This window comes from Microbulbifer agarilyticus (assembly GCF_001999945.1).
Classification (GTDB): domain Bacteria; phylum Pseudomonadota; class Gammaproteobacteria; order Pseudomonadales; family Cellvibrionaceae; genus Microbulbifer; species Microbulbifer agarilyticus_A.
The window spans coordinates 336973-356304 of sequence record NZ_CP019650.1 but is presented as its reverse complement, the minus strand read 5'-3'; the positions used below and the strand labels follow the sequence as shown (position 1 = coordinate 356304).

The window sequence follows — 19332 nt, the reverse complement described above, 5'->3', positions numbered from 1 at the left end:
CCTTTCGCGATATTAAATTGGATGTCCCGCAACGCAGAAGAGCGCACTTACAACCCTGTTGTTGGGATCTGTAGATCATGACCAGGAGCCACGCAATTCTGTGCCCGCTATCGACTGCAACTTCGGCAAGACAATTTCGTCACGCCCCTGAACCGAGCGCAATGTACTTAAGCCCGCATCATAGAAACGTGCGGCGGCACGATCTGTCATCCATGCTTCCGCACACGGGGTTAGCCAATCGCCGTGGGGGAACTTGCGCAAATGTAATGGTAGGTCCCTGTAGTGATCCGCTTGCACAAGAGATGGTTTTCCGGAAGAAATGAAAGCGGAACAGATCGATAGCGCCAGTAAATATGCGCTATTTCCCCATAAGTAGTATCGATGACCCAATTCTGGTGTGAGCTCCTCAAATTTGAAGTTGTCCGTCCGCGACGCATCATTGCCAAAAGGCAAACGCAGGAGAAATCGTGGTGCGGCCAGGGCAACATGCTGGCAGGCCTCATATCCCTGCAATGCCTGCCAGCTTTGCGTAAAAGACGCATCGAGTGGGGAGCACCAATCGTCCGGATCCATCGACCCTGCCATACTCGGGCAGCCCCCTAGCCGATAATCCCCACCGAGGATCAGCGTGCTACTTGTAGCCTCCACCATGGTGGCCAGGTCGATCAGCATATGTAGATCACGCTCGTCGTCAGCAACATAAAAATCGCCGACAATCAGATCATATGGCGCATCACCAGCCGTGGTATTTCGCTCAACCAGGCACTTGAATAACTTCGATTCCTCAAGATCGTCGTTTGCATGTGCGAGATCCGCAAGTATTTCCGCCTTGCTAATATCCAGCAGGTGTACTTCCAAACCAGGGTGTTCTCCCAATCGGCGAAGCAACATATGCAGGCTCCGCCAGCTCGCTTCGAGTTGGCGAAAATCGCTGTGATGCATGATCTTTCGCATCGCCTCTGAGCTCGCTTCGGTTACCGCATCGAGATACGCAGTCTGGTTAACGTCTGGCTTTTGCTGAACGTAGGGAGCGACGATATCTTTTATAAGAAGATCTATTTGTCCCAAAGTCGCGTCGTTGGCATATTTTTCTTGCAGTGGTTGATAGGGCTCACCGGTTAGAATTCTGTCGAGAATGGATTGTTCTCTTTGTTCTTTGTGCTGTGATATGTGTGCTTTTCTGCACGGCTGAGTCCTTTCTACGATATCCGAATGCCAGTTGCGAATTTCCTTCGCGGCACGAGAGAATTGACCTGGGTTTAATAGTTGCTGCTCAAGTTCGGCAAACTTTTCAAAAAGTGGCACTCTCTGATAGAGATAGTCCGGATGTAAATCGTCAAACTCGAGTAGTGGTAATGGGGCGTCAAAAGCAGGAATTTTTACGCGGACCTGAAGCCTCTCGAAGAGTTGCTCGAAGTTGTCCTTCGTTACCCGATACGCTGGACGCGTGTGCAGAGACTCCGGCTCGCACAATGATCGGCTACTACGCCCACTAAAATCGCCAACGACCGCCACCTTAAATCGGGCACAGCCGTACCCACTAGAGGAATTTCCTGAGTCTTCAGAAGATCGAAATATTGGGTCACTTGTTCGTATCGTCGCCCGAGTCAAAGTCCCGCCTCCAGAGATATGGATCCTTTCCGACTTACACCATCCTCTACCACTTCGCTGCTATCCGCTGCGGTCTCTGCGTGCTGCCCGTCTTTTTCTGGCCCATCCATTATCGACTCGTCGGACACTGCTTTTGCCACTGATTTCCTCGGCCTACCGCGTTTCAGGGGCCTCACTCGCTGATTGGAAATCTGCTCAATCTTGTCTTTGAAGACATCGCCCCCGAGGATCTGCCCGAGCTTTATTGTTTCAGCAATGTATTCCAAAAGACGCCGATCGAATCGATAGCGAAAGAGCTCGCGATAGGCATCTGCACGCGCAGCTGGGTTACTCCCAAGCTCCATGTATAGACGGTGATCTTTGATGACATTGTTACGCACGAGGTTGGCGTGATGCAGAAAACTCGACCAGCAGTAGTCACTCATTGAATCTGACAAGCCGAGATAAATGGGGCGAGATTCAACATAACGGTAACAAGTAAGAAGGTAAGCATCGGAATCGATCAAGCTGGACTTATAGCGTCCAGCCCAAAGTGTTCCCGACCTGCGATAGCGGTGATTTACAAACTGAACATAACGACGACCAAGAGACTGCATCATCGAAGAAATACCATCAGGCACCCTCGGAGTAGCAATTATTTGGATCATATTCGGAAGTAACACGTAGGCATGAATGTCCACCTGATACTGATCAGAAGCATTGCGCAAGCTGTCTAGGTAGAACTGATAATCCTCTTCATCAAAAAAGCACGGAAGATTATTGTGTCCCACCTGCACAATGTGCTGAGGAATATCGATGAGGTTAAGTCTCGGAAGACGGGGCATCGTGCCAAAAAATCCTTTTTAATTTGTACAGCCGTACCAGCTGCACATCCATTACTCGCAGTGGATTCGCATTATTGCAAATGATTTAAAAAAATTTCAAACCAAAAGCTCGAGCGCGTTAACATTGCGGCTTCATGACGGAAAAATTTTTGTGAAACGTTCGTACCTGTTTGCGCTTCAATCCGTTCATTTTTAAGAATATTTATGGAGTCGTGAGTGGCATGGAGCCAACGAGGCTGACAGTCAATGGTCGCACCGACATTGGTCAGGTGCGGCAAGAAAATGAAGACAGCATCTACTGTCACTGTGATGAGGAAAAACCGTTTGCGTTTATTGTTGTCGCCGATGGCATGGGGGGTTACACGGGTGGCGCCACTGCGAGTGGTATCGCGACTAAAGCACTGGCAGCGAATTTGGATGGGCTGCTTAGCCCCAACTTTCTCTCAGCCTCACTTGCTGAACAGCAATTATTACTCCAGGCCACGCTACTCGAGGGCGTAGAACAAGCTAATCGTGAAATTATCGACACGAAGCAAACACGCCCGGAGTTTTCGCAAATGGGCACTACACTGGTTGTGGCGGTAATTTGGCAAAATTTTTTGATCGTCGCCCATGTAGGTGATTCGCGCGCATATTTGTGGAACCCTTATGGTCTTCAGCGCCTCACCAGAGACCATAGTGTCGTGCAGGAAATGATTGATGCAGGGCAAATGACTTCAGAACAGGCACAGTCGTCCCAAGTTCGCAATCATATAACCCGCGCACTAGGAATCGCTGAGCCGGTCGAGGCGTGTATAAATAGCTGGAATCTAAAAGAGAGCGCCCTATTATTACTCTGTAGTGACGGCTTGACCGAGTATGCGGATGATCATGCGATTGAGCGGATACTCGCCACCCACCGCCCCGCGCTGGATTCCGTGGATCACTTTATTGACTTTGCCAATACTGATGGCGGCCGAGACAATATTAGTGTGGGAATTATTGAGTTTTGCCAGAGAGCGGGTGCGATAGCAGAGTTCGACGGCAACGCGATCACGCTAAAGCCTGCACAAAAACACGATGTAACCGTGCGAAAAAATCAGCACAGCGGCAACTAAACCCAACAAAAATGACATCGCACTTTAAATTCGGCCTGCGACATCCCGCCAGGCCAAGCTGAAGAGGCGACGCAGCGGCTCAGCCATTAACGGGATGCGCAGGGCGGCGCAAGGTAAGAAAAAACAGGATTACAGAAGACATACCGCATACAGCAATGGATGAAACCAACGTGAACGGTGATCCGTCAAACACCGCACTGACAATAACAATTGCAATTGCGCCCAATACCATCTGCAGAGTTCCGCCCAGAGCCGCAGCGGTGCCGGCGATTGGCCCATGCTCATCCAGAGACAGCACCATGGTTGTTGGCACAATCAAGCCGAGAAAGGCATTCGATAAGAGCAACAACGTCACCAGGACGACAAAATTGTCCACGCCGGAAATATTCAGTAGCAAATGTACAAGTGCGGTCAGCGCAAACCCATTTACCGCCCACTTCACCACGGCAACACCACCGAAGCGCTCGCCAAGACTTGCCGCGAACTGGCTTGAAGTAAAGAACCCAAGCGCATTCAAGGCAAAGGCCAGACTGAATTGGGTGGGGGTAAGGCCGTAGTACTCGGTATAGAGAAATGCGGCAATCGCGAGGAACGAGAAAAAGCTGGCGGTTCCCATACCGCCAATCAGCGTCATTCCCATGAAGATCGGATCGCGAAACAAGACCTTGAACGCAGCGAACATCGCAGAAATTTTTACTGGCACCCGTTCCGCTACCGGCAGAGTTTCGGATAAGGCAAAGCGGATCAACAGAAGACTCACCACGGTTGCCGCGGCCACCGCATAGAAAACGATCGGCCACCCAAATGGATTCATCAGCAAGCTGCCCACAAGCGGCGCCAGCATCGGTGAGATTGATATCACCAGCATCACCAAGGCCATCAAACGTGTGGCGTCAGTACCGGTATAGCGGTCGCGGATAATCGCACGAGGGATCGACATCACCGAGGCCGCGCCAACGCCCTGAACAAAGCGCATAGTGATTAGCCATTCGATTGTGGGGGAAAGCGCACAGCCGAGGGATGCCAGGAGAAATATCGCCAGCCCGAAATACAGCGGAGGTTTGCGGCCAAACATATCCGCGGCGGGGCCGTAGAAGAGCTGACATACACCAAAGGCGATAAAAAAAGACACCAGCGTGTACTGGGACTTGGTCGCGGACACACCAAAGTCTTCCGCCATCGCCGGCATGGCGGGGAGGTACATATCAATGGCAAAAGGGCCCACACAACTGAGCAGGCCCAAGATCAGCGCCATTTTTACAAAATCAGATTTCATCAAGCTCGGACTTATTTTCGGAAGCGCTTCCGGTACAACCACCGGACCAGCGTGCGTCCGAACCTTTGGTGAGTCTATCAGCCCTTGCAGTAAGTCAAAAGCAAGCCAAATGTCGTTGGGTGAACGTCACTTCGCAATCTGGTTGGACCTCTGCAGTTATCGACACACAAATAAAAAACGGTGCCATGCCAGTCAATAGCTGACTGCCAAAGCACCGCTTATTTGTAAAAAAAGGTGTCAGTTCGTACGGATCAGCTCCAGCACCTCTTTACTAGGGAAACCCTGCAGATCAACGCCGACACTCTCTTCAAACTTGAGGATGGCTTTGCGTGTACCGCCCCCGGCTTTGCCATCAATCTCACCATCGTAGAAGCCTTTCTCCTTGAGCTTGGTTTGCAACTCAATGATTTCATCGCGATCCAGTTTGGTGAAGGGACGCTTCCAGTCCTTGCTGAGCGGGGGTGCACCACCGATTTGGTCGGCCAGGATGCCCACCGCCGCGGCATAGCGGTCGGAGTTGTTGTAGCGCTTGATGACGAAGAAGTTCTTCAGCATCAGGAACGCTGGGCCTTTGCGGCCAGCGGGAAGCTTCAACTCGGCGACGTCATTCGGGCGGGGGAACTCCTTGCCGCGCACACGTTTTACGCCAAGCTTCTCCCACTCGGAAATCTTCAGCTTACCGGCGGGTAATTTGCGATCCGGGATGGTGACTTCGTAGCCCCAGGTTTGCCCAGATACCCAGCCATTCTTTTTCAGTAGATTGGCCGCGGTCGCCAGCGCATCGGGCACGGAATTCCAGATGTCTTTTTTGCCATCGCCATCCATATCTACCGCATAAGCCTGGTAGCTGGTTGGGATGAACTGGGTGTGTCCCATTGCGCCGGCCCAGGACCCAGTGAGATTACTTTCGTCGATTTTGCCGCTCTGCAAAATCTGCAGCGCTGCCAGGAGCTGGCTGGTACCAAACTTTTTGCGCTTTGGGTCGGCATAGGCAAGTGTGGCCAGCGAGCGAATCACACTGCGCATGACGGTTTTGTTATCCAAAATGGCGCCAAAGCTGGACTCCATGGACCAAATCGCCAACAGGATATTCGGGTTAACGCCGGACTGCTTCTCAATCTTGTCGAGCCAGGGCTTCAGCTCCTTTTTCTTGGCTTTGCCGCGCTGCACCGCGTATTTGGTTACACGGTTATCAAAGTACTGCCACACTGGCGCCTTGAACTCTGGCTGGAAGCTCGCCTTATCCAGCACCCACTGGTCAGGGGATTCGATACCCTTGAAGGCGCGGTCGAAGGTTTCTGGTGTAATCCCCTCTTTCAGCGCCTGCTTACGAAACTCCTTTTTCCACTTTTCAAATCCCGGGTCGGCAGCAGCGGCCGCCACATGGGGCCCCACAAGCAACAGGGCACAAAGGGATAAAAGTGCGAACAGGAAGAAATAGTGGCTACCGGTGCGGCGCGCCGGTAAAGAGGCAACCTGGCCCATAACAGCTCCTTGGCAATAACAGCTCGCACAAGGGTAGAACGGAAGGCTGGCAACGGAAAGGGAGGATTGACGCCAGTCATTCAGGGTGTGACTGGAACGACACTTTTTTCCACATACTCGACCCGCTAACCGCGAGCCGAGGGCTCAGGGAAATCAGGAGGCCGGCGGAATTACATAGAACAGCACGGCAAAGAAATGCAGTACGCCGCCTGCCAGTACAAACAGGTGCCATATGGCATGGTGGAAGCGGAGGCTACGCCACAGATAAAACGCAATGCCGCCGGTGTAGCAGAGGCCACCCAGTACCAGCAGCAGCAGGCCACCCGGGGCCAGGTTGTCCATCAGCGGTTTAACCGCTGCAACGATCACCCAACCCATCAGCGCACTCAGGGTAATGGACAGGGCGCGGATCCTCTTCAGCGGCGAGAACTGGATAATCAGGCCCAGCAGAGCGAGCCCCCAGATTACGCCAAATATTGTCCAACCCCAGGGGCCACGCAGGGTTACCAGGGTAAATGGCGTATAGGTTCCAGCGATCAGCAGGAAGATGGCGGAGTGGTCCAGGGTGCGCAAAATTTGCTTGGCACCGGCGTGGGTAACACTGTGGTAAAGCGTCGAGGCAGAGAAGCACAATATCAGGGTCGCGGCATAAATACTGCTGCTGACGATATGCCAGGCATCCCCACGCAGAGCGGCAAAGGCGCACAGAACACCGAGACCGGCAATGGCCAGCAAGGCGCCTACACCGTGGGTGACGCTATTGGCGATCTCCTCGGCGAAGGTGTAGCGAGTGGCGACCTTGGCGGTCATGCTATTGGACATGGCGCTTACCCGTTGGGTTACCGAATCTGCACAGGTTGAACAAGCGGTTCAGGATGGCAGGAAAATGTGACTGCAAATTGAATTACAGTCCCATGATCAGGATTTGTACGGCGGGAGGCAAGCAAAGTTTGAGACCGGCGAGTATCGCCGGCCTCAAACAGGAGGGTTCCTGACGGGTCGATTGACCCGCGGAATTACACGCTGGGGTTATGGATGCCCATCTCGCACAGGGCGGAGGATTCACGCACGATGGTCTGTACGCGGTCCGGACCGGTGGAGATGATATCGATAGGCGCACCCACCAGCTCTTCGATGCGCGCGATGTAGTCACGCGCGGCCTGCGGCAGCTCTTTTTCGCGTTGCACACCGTAGGTGGTCTCACTCCAGCCCGGCATGGATTCGTAGACCGGCTCCACACCTTCCCAACCAGCGGCATCGAACGGTACCGGCACATCTTCGCCGGCAGCGTTACGGTAGCCCACACAGACTTTCACTTCTTTCAGGCCGTCCAGTACGTCCAGCTTGGTCAGACACAGGCCCGAGATGCTGTTGATGCGGATAGCATGGCGTACGGCAACGGCATCGAACCAGCCGGTACGGCGCTGACGGCCGGTGGTAGCGCCAAACTCGTGGCCCTTTTCACCAAGGTGGCGACCCACTTCACAATCCAGCTCGGTGGGGAAAGGACCGCCGCCCACGCGCGTGGTGTACGCCTTGGTGATACCCAGTACGTAATCCAGGTACAGCGGACCAAAACCGGAGCCGGTGGCGGTGCCGCCTGCAGTGGTATTGGAAGAAGTTACAAACGGGTAGGTACCGTGGTCAATATCCAGCAGGGAACCCTGGGCACCCTCAAACAGGATGTGTTCGCCGTTCTCGCGCGCCTTGTGCAGCATATCCGCCACATCGGAAATCATCGGTACCAGCTCTTCACGCCACGTTTCTGCCAGTTTGAGGGTTTCCTCGTAGCTGACCGGTTCCGCCTTGTAGTACTGGGTCAGGGCGAAGTTGTGGTATTCGAGCAATTCTTTCAGCTGGGCACAGAAATTATCCCAGTTGCACAGGTCGCCGAGGCGCAGACCGCGACGGGCAACCTTGTCTTCGTAGGCCGGGCCAATGCCGCGGCCGGTGGTGCCGATCGCCTTGGCGCCGCGGGCTTTTTCACGGGCTTGGTCCAGGGCCACGTGTACCGGCAGGATCAGCGGACAGGCGGGGGACAGACGCAGGCGCTGGCGCACCGGTACGCCGGCAGACTCGAGGCCGCCCATTTCTTTCAGCAGGGCTTCCGGAGAGAGCACCACGCCATTGCCGATGAGGCAGGTAACATCGGTGCGCAGAATACCGGAGGGAATCAGGTGCAGAACGGTTTTTTCACCGTTGATTACCAGGGTGTGGCCGGCGTTGTGACCGCCCTGAAAGCGGACTACCAGTGCGACTTTTTCGGTCAGCAAATCGACGATCTTGCCTTTGCCTTCGTCGCCCCACTGGGTGCCCAGCACCACTACATTCTTGCCCATGTGTGTATATCTCGTGTCGTCAGTTCAACGTTAGACGGGCGGAAAAAAACTGTCGGCCGCGCCCGTCTAGCGGCCAGAAAGTGCAATAAAAAGTTCGACTCAATCGAATAGCTTAGGCTTCAGCCCCGTGGTTTCACCACCCAGTCGTCGCCTTCGCGCACCAGTTCGCGGTCGCAGCGGGCCAGGGTTTCGGTGTCGCCACCGCCTTCGCCAGGCATGGTGCTGATGACAATCTCACCGTCGGCGCGCAGAGCACCGATGGTTTGCCACAACTGCGCGCAATCGCTGGCAGGGGCGAGAATCGCGGCGGCTTCGTCTGCACCGTTTTGCCCCAGGGTATTAATGGCTACCAGGTCGGTACTGAAACCGGTGGCTGCGCGGTCGCGCCCAAATACGGCACCGATGCCGTTGTAGCGGCCACCGTTGGCCAGTGCTTGCCCGTGCCCCGGGGAGTAGGCGGCAAATACAAGGCCGGTCTCGTAGTCGTAACCGCGCATCTCACCCAGGTCAAAAAACAGCTCTACCTGTGGATAACGACGCGCCACCGCGTCCGCGACCTGCTGCAATTCGTCCAGCGCATTGCGCAGGGCCTCGGGGCCATCGGCAAACAGTTCACTGGCGCGCGCCAAGCATTCGCTGCCGCCGGCAAGGCGAGGCAAGTTGCGCAGCCATTTCGCCGCCTGCGCACTGGCAATATTCTCTTCCACCCAGCGCTCGATATCCGCCACTGCCTTGCTTTGCAGCAGTGAGGTCAGTGCGCCCTGCTGGGCTTCATCCAGCTGCGCGGCATCCGCAAGGCTGCGGAAGATCGCCACGTGCCCCAGGTCCAGATGGATCTCGCGGATACCCGCGGTGCGCAGGGTCTCCACCATCAGGCTGATGACTTCGATGTCGCCCTGCAGGCTCTCGACGCCATACAACTCGGCACCAATTTGAATCGGCGCACGCGGGCCCATCGGCGAACGCGGGCGGGTGTACAACACCTGGCCGGCGTAACACAGACGGTTAGCGCCACTTCTGGGGAAGCTGTGGGAATCGATGCGCGCGGCCTGCGGCGTGATATCCGCGCGGATACCCAGGCTGCGACCAGACAACTGATCGGTCACCCGGAAGGTACTCAGGTCCACATCGCGCCCCATACCGATCAACAGTGAATCGGTAAATTCCACCATCGGCGGAATGATCATTTCATACCCCCAGCGGTGATAGAGATCCAACAGGTCTCTGCGCAGGGTTTCCACCCGCTTGGCGTCCGCGGGCAAAATCTCGGCGATGCCATCCGGTAGCATCCAGCGTTCGGCTTGGGTCATGATGTGGGCGTTCGATAATTAGCGGTGTGGCCTTCTCGGCCGGGAGAATCTCGGTCCTGAAGCTCAGTCAAACAGCATCAGCAGGGCCGTGCCGGCGAGCATACAAACGAGCCCCGCCGTGCGCAGGCTGCGATTATCCACAGATGCCAACTGCTGTACCAGTGCGCGCCAGCGCTTGGGGTAGAGAAAAGGCAAAATGCCTTCGATGATCAGCACCAGGCCTATGGCCCGGACCAGCTCGTCCCACACGTTGGTCGTTCCTCAGGAATGTTCCGCATAGAGGTACAGCAAGAGATTCGTCAAACGGGCCGGCATAAAAAAACCGGGCGCCGGCCCGGTTTTGGGGATTTTACCACTAAATTGTGGAGGTGTGGCCACTGAAGTGGCCACGAAATAGTCGAAACTGTCTTCGTTATTGTCCGGACGGATCCTTCAGATAACGGAAGAACTGACTGTCTGGCTCCATGAGCAGCATATCGCTCTTGCTCTTGAAGGACTCTTTATAGGCCGTCAAGCTGCGCGAGAAGCGATAGAACTCCGGGTTCTTACTGAAAGCCTCAGCGTAAATCTGAGCGGCCTCGGCATCAGCCTCACCGCGCACTTCTTCCGCCTTACGATACGCTTCGGACTCAATAACCACCTTTTGTCGATCGGCGCTGGCGCGGATACGCTCACTGGCTTCCTGACCCTTTGCGCGGTGGTCACGGGCTTCCAGCTCACGGCCGGCACGCATACGCTGGAACACCGATTCAGATACTTCCGGTGGCAGGTCGATACGCTTCACCCGCACATCCACGATCTCAACCCCGAGATCCGTCTGTGCGGTTTGGTTCAGGTTGGTAGTGATTTCCGCCATCAGCTCATCGCGCTGACCACTCACCACCTCATGCAGGTCGCGCACACCAAACTGGTTACGCAGGCGGTTATTGATCTGTTCCGCGAGCAGGCGCACAGCGTTGCGCTCATCGCCGCGGGTCGCTACATAGAAGCGGCCCACATCGAAGATGCGGAACTTCGCGTAGGAGTCCACCATCATGAACTTGTTTTCGCTGTTCAGCATCCGCACCGGCTGGGAATCCACGGTCTGGATGCGAGCATCGAATTTGCGCAGCTCGTGTACCAGGGGGATTTTAAAGTACAGACCCGGTGTGTAGTCGGTGCGCACCACTTCACCGAAACGCAGCAGTACCGCTTTTTCGGTTTCTTTCACCACAAAGGCACTGCTGGATACCGCGAGTAGCGCAAGCAAAACCAGGGCGATGACAAAAAGAGATTTGTTACTGTTCATTGCCTCTCTCCTTATCGTACGTCGCGACTGCGGCGGCTGTTGGCCGCTTCGGTACGCAACTGGTTGATGACGCGCTGAGAAATCTCATCGACTACCTGGGGTGAAATCTGCGGGCGCTGGCTTGCGCTGCTGGCACTATTCTCGGCCAGTTTATCCAGCGGCAGGTACATCATGTTATTGCCGCCTTCCACGTCGACCATCACCTTGGAAGTGTTTTGCATCACTTCCTGTACCGCATCCAGATACAGACGCTCGCGGGTTACTTCCGGCGCGCGGGTGTATTCGGTCAGCAGCTTCTCAAAACGCACCGCTTCACCACGGGCGCTCTCGACAATGCGTGACTTGTAGCCTTCCGCTTCTTCGATCATACGCTGCGCCTGACCACGGGCCACCGGAATCACTTGGTTGGCGTAGGCCTGGGCTTCGTTCTGCAGACGCACCTCGTCCTCACGGGCCCGTACCACGTCATCGAACGCGTCCTGTACTTCACGCGGCGCCTTGGCGTCGGTGAGGTTGACCACGTCGACACGAATGCCGGTCAGGTAGAGGTCGAGATATTCTTGCAGGCGCTCCTGGGTGTCAGCGGCAACCTGGGTACGATTCTGGGAGATAACCCCATTCAACGTCTGTGAACCGACGACATGGCGCAGGGCACTGTCGGTGGCTTCCTGCAGACTCTTCAGCGGGTCGGCCACACGCAGTACGAAAGACTCCGCATCGTCGATATGCCACTGCACCTGCAGCACCACGTCCACAATGCTCGCATCCTCGGTGAGCATCTGACCGGTGGTGCGCTCGGTACGCACCTCGGTCATGTTCACCTTGGTGACATGATCGACCAGTGGCGGATTCCAGTGCAGACCGGCGGTCTCGGTACTGTGGTATTTACCGAGGCGCAGGACCACGGCGGATTCGTTCGCGTCCACCTGGTAAAAGCCCCACAGGCCGTAAACCACGGCGAGCACGATCAATACCAGCGACCAGGGGAAGCTGGCACTACCACCGGGGCGACCGTCGTCACCGCCGGAAGGTTTTCCGCCAAACAAGCCATTCAGTTTCTGCTGCAGTTTGCGCAGTACTTCATCCAAATCCGGTGGGCCATCGTTGTTACGATTGCCACCACCCCATGGGTCTTTGTTATTACCACCCGGTTCGTTCCAGGCCATTTACTCACTCCAACTGTGCAATTTATTAATCATTAGCTGACGCAAATTCTAGCATTGAATGCCTGGGCTGCGCCGCGCCACGGGTAATCGTTAATCCAGTTCCCAATCTTCGGGCCGGGGCTCTTCTTCCGGCTTTTCCGGTAACCACTGCGGTGGGTTACCCACTTCACGGAAGGGCGCCATCAGGCGCTGCAATTCGGCGCGCGGCAGTAAAACCTGTAGTTCTATGTCGCCATTGTCGCGATAACTTTCATTTTGTACCGCGTTCCCCGCAAACAGTTGAGCGCGCAGGCGCGCATGCTGCGGGGGGATAACCAGGGCGCCGCTCACCATTTGTTCGCCGATGCGCTCGGCGATCGCCTCCACCAGCAGATCGCAGCCGGCGCCAGTGACCGCCGACAACCATACCGCCCGGGGCACGCCCTGATCATCGCGGTCGATGCGCGGTTCGGCATCGGCCAGCAAGTCCAGTTTGTTGTACACGAGCAACTGGGGCAAATCCGCCGCGCCAATTTCCTCGAGTACCGTCTGCACCTCTTCAATCAGGTGCAGTCGATTTTCCGCCGCGGCGTCCACCACATGCAGCAACAGGGAGGCATTAGCCGCCTCTTCCAGCGTCGCGCGAAACGCCTCTACCAAGCGGTGGGGCAGGTGGGATACGAAACCCACGGTGTCGGCCAGGACCATCGCACCGACATTCGGCAATTCCACCCGGCGCATGGTGGGATCGAGTGTCGCGAACAACTGATCCTGCACATATACGTCGGAACTGGTAATTCGGTTGAACAGCGTCGACTTACCGGCGTTGGTGTACCCCACCAGGGAAACCGTCGCGACTTCAGCGCGTGAGCGCCCGCGCCGGCCCTGCTCGCGCTGGCGACGAACCTTGTCCAGACGCTTTTCAATGGAATCGATACGTGCGCGCAGCAAACGGCGGTCGGTTTCCAACTGGGTCTCACCGGGTCCGCGCAGGCCAATACCGCCCTTCTGGCGCTCCAGGTGGGTCCAGCCGCGCACCAGACGCGTAGACATATGACGCAGCTGTGCCAGCTCCACCTGCAGCTTGCCCTCGTGAGTACGCGCGCGCTGCGCAAAAATATCCAGAATCAATCCTGTGCGATCGAGCACCCGGCATTTCAGCTCGCGCTCAATATTGCGCTCCTGACTCGGGGAAAGGGTGTGATCAAAAATCACCAGTTCCGCGCCGTGCTTGGTGACGGTTTCCTGAATTTCCTCCAGCTTACCGCGGCCGACAAAGGTCTTGGGGTCTGGAGTGGCGCGCTGGCCAAAGATAAAAGCCACCGGGTCGGCACCGGCTGAGAGCGCCAGCTCCTCAAATTCCCTAGGGTCATCGGGGCTGTCGATGGCGGAAAGCTCCAGGTGGACCAAGACGGCAAGCTCACCGGATTCCGGACGATCAAAAAACAAGGATTATTCTCTTGAACTCAATAGTTGCGCCGCACACTGTCTGATTCAATGCACTGACGCCGAACAACAGACGCCCCGGACGGGCCGGGGCGCTGAATACAACTTTCTGGGGCCGGTGCTGAACAAAAACGGGTTAACCCCAGCATTAACTCAGCACCTTAGACACCCGCTCCGGCTTAGCCGCCGAAGCTATCGCGCTCACCGCCTTCCGGTGCGCCGCCTTCACCACCCGGACCAGCCGGATTCATCAGCGGTACGCGCACGGCGCGGGACGGCACTACGGTGGAAATCGCGTGCTTATAAACCATCTGGCTAACGGTGTTTTTCAACAGCACGACAAACTGGTCGAAAGATTCAATCTGGCCCTGCAATTTAATGCCGTTTACCAGATAGATAGAAACAGGGATACGCTCTTTACGCAAAACGTTCAGGTAAGGGTCTTGTAAGCTGTGCCCTTTTGACATCATTGTTCTCCTTGCCAAAAGATAGGTCGCCAGATGACGCACGATCGCGCCCGCGAATTCCGCGGACTAAAAAACGGCCATGGTGATGCGGCGTATAAAAAAGAGCCAAAAAATAGACAGGGCTCTGTGAATAACTGACTGATTTGGGACGGACACACCGGCCCACTCACGTTATGGCTGCTCAACCGAGAAATTTCAAGGCCTCTGGCAACATTTCCTCGATTTTGCGGACTTTCCCGCCAGGCTCTTGTGCGCCGATTCGAATAAGGTCGGGCCAGCGCCGCAGCCAGGTGAGCTGGCGCTTGGCCAGTTGACGGGTGGCGGCAACGCCCGCCGCCACCATCTGTTCGTAATCGGTATCGCCATCCAGGTATTCCCATACCTGGCGGTATCCCACCGCGCGAATCGCCGGCAGGTCTTTGTGCAAATCACCGCGCGCACGCAGCGCCTGCACCTCTTCAATGAAGCCGTTTTGCAGCATCCGCTCAAAACGCTCGGCAATCCGTCGATGCAAAATACTGCGGTCTTCGGGCACGATCGCCAGCTGCTGCACCGCGTAGTGCGCCAGTGGCGACTCCCGTTCCTGCTCGGCACGCAACTGGGTCATGGTCTTGCCGGAGAGGTGGAACACCTCCAGCGCGCGCTCGATGCGCACCGAGTGATTGGGATGCAACTCTGCCGCCAGCTCCGGATCGATCTTCTGCAGCTCCTGATGCAGGGCCGGCCAACCTTCTTTTTCGGCCCGCGCCTCTATCTGAGCGCGGAATTCTGGATCCGCCTCAGGCATCTCTGCCATTCCCTGTAATAGAGCCTTGAAATAGAGCATGGTTCCGCCAACCAACAGCGGAATCTTGCCGCGCCCGCTGATCTCTTCCATCGCTGCCAGCGCATCGCTGCGAAAACGCCCAACGGAATAGCTCTCGGCCGGATCGCAGATATCGATCAGTCGATGCGGGTAGCGCGCCAACTCCTCCGGCGTGGGCTTGGCAGAGCCGATATCCAGGCCGCGATAGACCAGCGCAGAGTCTACGCTGATCAATTCCACCGGCAGGCGATCACTGATCTCCATGGCCAGATCGGTTTTACCCGAAGCCGTGGGGCCCATCAGGAAAATGACGCGAGGACGGCCTTCAGCCGAAGTGTTCAACTTACTGACCTCGCATAAACCATTTATCCATGTCCGAGAGTTTTACTTGAGTCCATGTAGGCCTCCCGTGATTACACTGGCCGCTGCGCTCGGTGCGTTCCATGTCCCGCAACAGGCCATTCATTTCGGGAATGGTTAACTTGCGATTGGCGCGCACGGAACCGTGACAGGCCATGGTGGAGAGGATTTCGTTAATCTGATTGCCAATGCGATCACTGCTGCCCTCGGCCAGCAGATCGCTCAGCACATCGCGCACCAGCTGCTCTACCGGGGCACTGTGTAACATGGTGGGCACCTGCCGCACCATCAACGTTTCCGGCCCCGCGCGCTGCAAAACAAAGCCGAGCGAAGTGAATACTTCCTCACGCTCTTCAAAACAGTCTGCCTCGCGCTCGCTCACTGCCAGGCTCACCGGCACCAGCAGGGGCTGGGCCTGAATACCGCCGGCGGCATGGGCGGTCTTCATTTGTTCGTACACGATACGCTCGTGTGCCGCATGCATGTCCACCACCACCATACCGTGCTCATTCTGCGACAAAATATAGATCCCGTGGAGCTGGGCGATGGCAAAGCCGAGGGGCGGAGTCTCAGCTTCGGCCTCGGCGGGTACTTGCTGCGACCAGGCGGCGGTCGATGCCGGGCCTGCCGTTACGGCCGGCGCTTCCTGCACACCAGTATCCAGCGGCTTGTGCAGCTCGCCGTAGCTGTGCATTTGCTGCTGAATTCTGTCGGCTGATGGCTGACTACCGGCGCCACCCATAGCGCCAAATGCGGGAGTTCTCGCTTGTGCCGGTGCGGAAGACAGCGGCATGCGCTCCTGACCGGAAAACTCGCCGGCAGCAACACCGGAAACCTGAGGTGCAGGGGATTGCGATTCATCATCCTCTTCTCGCGCTCCCGGGCGCACATCTGCCAGTGCGCGATGCAAAGAGCCAAAGAGGAAGTCGTGCACCAGGCGGCTGTCGCGGAAGCGCACTTCGTGCTTGGTGGGGTGCACGTTGACGTCCACCGCCGCAGGGTCCAACTCGAGGTACAGCACAAACGCGGGGTGGCGGCCGTGGTACAGCACGTCGGCAAAGGCCCGGCGCACCGCGTGGCTCACTACTCGGTCGCGAATAGCACGGCCATTCACATAGAAAAACTGCAGGTCGGCCTGGGAACGCGAAAACGCGGGCTCCGCCACCCACCCCCACAGGCGCAGGCCACTACGCTCCATTTCGATATGCAGGGCATTTTGCATAAACGCCGGGCCGCACAACTGTGCCACCCGCCGTTCCATCTCCGCCCTTGAGGTGCCGCCGCGAAGGTTGTGCACACCCTTGCCGTTGTGACGCAGACTGAAAGAGACATCGAAACGGGCGAGTGCGAGGCGCTTGATGGTTTCATCGACGCGGTTAAATTCGGTTTTTTCCGTGCGCAAAAACTTTCGCCGCGCCGGCGTATTAAAAAACAGGTCCCGCACTTCGACGGTGGTGCCACGCGGATGTGCCGCCGGTGCCAGCTGGGTTTCCATTTCCCGCCCTTCCGCGGTCACCACCCAGCCCTTGCCGGATTCATTGCGGCTACTGGTCATGGTCAGGCGGGCAACGGAGGAAATACTGGCAAGCGCTTCGCCGCGAAAACCGAGCGTGGCCACCGCTTCCAGGTCTTCCAGCGCGTGGATTTTCGAGGTGGCGTGACGGGCCAACGCCAAATGCAGATCTTCTTTCTCGATCCCCTTGCCATTGTCGCGCACCATAATGCGCTTCACGCCCCCCGCATCCAGATCGATTTCCAGTCGGGTAGCGCCGGCATCGAGACTGTTTTCCAACAACTCTTTGATCACGGAAGCCGGGCGCTCGACCACCTCACCGGCGGCGATCTGGTTGGCAAGTCTGGGGGAGAGTAGTTGGATATTTTCTGGCATGGAGGTTTTAAAGCTGTGTGTAGTCTGTGCCGCCCCCACTCGGGGGCCCTAATATCGGGGCGGGCCCGAAGCAACCGGAGCGCTTCGGGCTTTACAATTCAGCCGGAGGGGATCGTCAGTGTCTGCCCCACCCGAATCATGGAGTTGCGCATTCCATTCGCCTTTTTCAGGGCGGCCACGGAAATGTTGTAGCGCGCAGCGATCGCCGACAGGGTATCTCCCCGGCTAATGGTGTGCTTGCGATCAATGCGGCTGGCATTTGCCGCAAGCCAGGTACCCGCAGGCGGACGGGATCGGAAGTGGGCCACTATACCTTCGCTGAGCTTTTCTGCCATTCGCTTCTGGAACGATGGGTCACGCAAACGGCGCGCCTCACCAGGATTCGTAATAAACCCGGTCTCCACCAGAATCGAGGGCACATCCGGATTGCGCAGTACCGAGAAGTTGGCCTGTTCGACCTTTTTCTTGTGCAAATGGGTAAAGCTACCGAGTGAGCTCAGCACACTACTGCCGATATCCAGGCTGGCATTCATGGTGGCGGTCATCGCCAGATCCAGTAACACCCCGGCCAGGGTGTCGTCCTTATCGCTGAGACTGAGATCACCGGCACCGCCAATCAAATCCGCCTCATTCTCCCGCTGCGCGAGAAAGCGCGCGGTTTCACTGGTGGCACCGCGAGAGGACACCGCGTAAACCCCCGCACCGCGGGCGTCCTTACGGGTAAAGGCATCGGCGTGAATGGACACAAATAGGTCTGCACGCATCTGGCGCCCCTTCTTCACCCGGTCACGCAGGGGAATATAGTAATCACCGGTACGCACGAGTTTTGCGGAGAAGCCGCGTTTTTTATCCAGGGATTTTTTCAGGTAGCGGGAAATTGCCAGTACCACATCTTTTTCCCGCAGCCCGCCCGGACCGAGCGCACCGGGGTCTTCACCACCGTGACCTGCATCGATGGCGATGACAATGTCTTTCTGACCGCTGACCTGCACCTGCTGGATAGTTTTTTCTTCGACCTTGCCGCGGTCGTGCAAATCGATCACCAGGCGATCGGGCAGCTGTTCGTGACGGCGCAGGGCGAAACTGCGCGGATTAACCGGCTGCTTGAGGTCCAACACCACGCGCAAATCCCGCTGGTTCTGGGTCGCATGACGCACGCCGGCAATGGGGGTATCGGCCAGCGGCAGGTTGTCGATTGCCGCGGTAAGTTTGGCCCCGCTTACATCGATCACCACACGGTCAGGATTCTTCAGGGTAAACAGCTTGTGTTCGGCCGGGCCATCGAGATCGAACACCAGACGCGTGTGGTCCGGCGCGCGCCACAAGCGCACCCCCTCCACATCCGCACTGGATACGGGTAACGCAACCAGTGTTGCGAGAAAAAAAACAACGCTCGTTAGAAATCGCACCGGCAACCCTGCTCCAATCATTATTATTGCCCTGTTTATCGTCCGCGTGCTCGAACTGTACCCTGCAAGCCGAATCAGCCTGGGTCAAAAAGCGCCCTGCCTAGCACCTCGGTACCGGCGTCACTGACTGCGGTTAATTTTAGACTGCGCCCTTCTCCCTGCAGTTGCAATTCGATTTGCAGGTCCGGAGTCGGCAAAATGCCAGCACCACGCTCGGACCATTCCACCAGACTCAGGCTACCGGGGCCAAAATAATCCCGCACCCCCATATACTCCAATTCCTCCGCATCGCCGAGACGATACAGGTCGAAGTGGTATACCCGTTCAGAGGAAAACTCATAGGGTTCCACCAGAGTGTATGTGGGACTTTTTACTGCACCACGATGCCCAAATGCACGCAACACACCGCGACTAAATGTGGTTTTGCCAGCACCCAACTGGCCGCCCAGAAAAAACACCAGGCCCGTGGCCATGCCAGAAACCCGGCACGCCTCGCCGAGCGCCTCACCCGCCGCCACGGTGGCAGGCTCATCAGGCAAATACAGTATTTTTTCCACAGCCTTACCGTCCAAGATTACTAGC

The 19332-nt window shown here is 56.7% G+C and carries 17 protein-coding genes; 1 reads left to right on the top strand and 16 read right to left on the bottom strand.

Annotated features, from left to right (window positions below):
• Positions 1–75: 75 nt before the first annotated feature.
• The gene (locus Mag101_RS01490) at positions 76–1515 is read right to left on the bottom strand and encodes a type VI secretion system contractile sheath domain-containing protein (RefSeq protein ID WP_157520094.1); all 1440 of its coding nucleotides are present in this window, start codon (positions 1513–1515) and stop codon (positions 76–78) included.
• Positions 1516–1607: 92 nt separating this feature from the next.
• Positions 1608–2435 carry a transposase gene (locus tag Mag101_RS01485; RefSeq protein ID WP_232325090.1) on the bottom strand — a complete coding sequence of 276 codons (828 nt, stop codon included), beginning with the start codon at positions 2433–2435 and terminating at the stop codon, positions 1608–1610.
• A gap of 221 nt (positions 2436–2656) precedes the next feature.
• On the opposite strand from Mag101_RS01485, the gene Mag101_RS01480 reads away from it, so the two are divergent.
• Positions 2657–3532, top strand: a complete 876-nt coding sequence (locus Mag101_RS01480; protein WP_077399799.1) for a Stp1/IreP family PP2C-type Ser/Thr phosphatase — start codon at positions 2657–2659, stop codon at positions 3530–3532.
• 79 nt (positions 3533–3611) lie between these two features.
• On the opposite strand, the gene Mag101_RS01475 is transcribed toward Mag101_RS01480, so the two are convergent.
• The 14 genes from Mag101_RS01475 to tsaE all read right to left on the bottom strand — a co-directional run bounded on the left by Mag101_RS01475 (position 3612) and on the right by tsaE (position 19307).
• Complete coding sequence (locus Mag101_RS01475) at positions 3612–4808, bottom strand: multidrug effflux MFS transporter (RefSeq protein WP_077399796.1); 1197 nt, start codon at positions 4806–4808, stop codon at positions 3612–3614.
• Between the two features lie 237 nt (positions 4809–5045).
• Positions 5046–6293 carry a lytic murein transglycosylase gene (locus Mag101_RS01470; RefSeq protein WP_077399793.1) on the bottom strand — a complete coding sequence of 416 codons (1248 nt, stop codon included), beginning with the start codon at positions 6291–6293 and terminating at the stop codon, positions 5046–5048.
• Between the two features lie 153 nt (positions 6294–6446).
• Positions 6447–7115: a PAQR family membrane homeostasis protein TrhA gene (trhA, locus tag Mag101_RS01465; protein WP_077399790.1), complete on the bottom strand. Its 669-nt coding sequence runs from the start codon at positions 7113–7115 to the stop codon at positions 6447–6449.
• A 194-nt stretch (positions 7116–7309) separates the two neighbouring features.
• On the bottom strand, positions 7310–8632 hold the full coding sequence (locus tag Mag101_RS01460; RefSeq protein ID WP_077399787.1) for an adenylosuccinate synthase: 1323 nt from the start codon (positions 8630–8632) through the stop codon (positions 7310–7312).
• Positions 8633–8751: 119 nt separating this feature from the next.
• Positions 8752–9942, bottom strand: coding sequence for an ATP phosphoribosyltransferase regulatory subunit (locus Mag101_RS01455; RefSeq protein ID WP_077399784.1), 1191 nt, complete (start codon positions 9940–9942; stop codon positions 8752–8754).
• Between the two features lie 63 nt (positions 9943–10005).
• Positions 10006–10191, bottom strand: coding sequence for a DUF2065 domain-containing protein (locus Mag101_RS01450; RefSeq protein ID WP_010132403.1), 186 nt, complete (start codon positions 10189–10191; stop codon positions 10006–10008).
• A 163-nt stretch (positions 10192–10354) separates the two neighbouring features.
• Positions 10355–11230: a protease modulator HflC gene (gene hflC / locus Mag101_RS01445; RefSeq protein ID WP_077399781.1), complete on the bottom strand. Its 876-nt coding sequence runs from the start codon at positions 11228–11230 to the stop codon at positions 10355–10357.
• 11 nt (positions 11231–11241) lie between these two features.
• Complete coding sequence (gene hflK / locus Mag101_RS01440) at positions 11242–12396, bottom strand: FtsH protease activity modulator HflK (protein ID WP_077399778.1); 1155 nt, start codon at positions 12394–12396, stop codon at positions 11242–11244.
• Between the two features lie 90 nt (positions 12397–12486).
• On the bottom strand, positions 12487–13824 hold the full coding sequence (hflX, locus tag Mag101_RS01435) for a ribosome rescue GTPase HflX (protein WP_077399775.1): 1338 nt from the start codon (positions 13822–13824) through the stop codon (positions 12487–12489).
• 176 nt (positions 13825–14000) lie between these two features.
• A complete protein-coding gene (gene hfq / locus Mag101_RS01430; RefSeq protein ID WP_010132407.1) occupies positions 14001–14288 on the bottom strand; it encodes an RNA chaperone Hfq in 288 nt (95 codons plus the stop codon).
• Between the two features lie 181 nt (positions 14289–14469).
• Positions 14470–15393, bottom strand: coding sequence for a tRNA (adenosine(37)-N6)-dimethylallyltransferase MiaA (miaA, locus tag Mag101_RS01425; RefSeq protein ID WP_232325233.1), 924 nt, complete (start codon positions 15391–15393; stop codon positions 14470–14472).
• 43 nt (positions 15394–15436) lie between these two features.
• A complete protein-coding gene (gene mutL, locus Mag101_RS01420; protein ID WP_077399769.1) occupies positions 15437–17341 on the bottom strand; it encodes a DNA mismatch repair endonuclease MutL in 1905 nt (634 codons plus the stop codon).
• A gap of 98 nt (positions 17342–17439) precedes the next feature.
• Positions 17440–18771, bottom strand: a complete 1332-nt coding sequence (locus Mag101_RS01415; protein ID WP_077399766.1) for an N-acetylmuramoyl-L-alanine amidase — start codon at positions 18769–18771, stop codon at positions 17440–17442.
• Positions 18772–18824: 53 nt separating this feature from the next.
• Positions 18825–19307 carry a tRNA (adenosine(37)-N6)-threonylcarbamoyltransferase complex ATPase subunit type 1 TsaE gene (tsaE, locus tag Mag101_RS01410; protein WP_232325089.1) on the bottom strand — a complete coding sequence of 161 codons (483 nt, stop codon included), beginning with the start codon at positions 19305–19307 and terminating at the stop codon, positions 18825–18827.
• Positions 19308–19332: the final 25 nt, after the last annotated feature.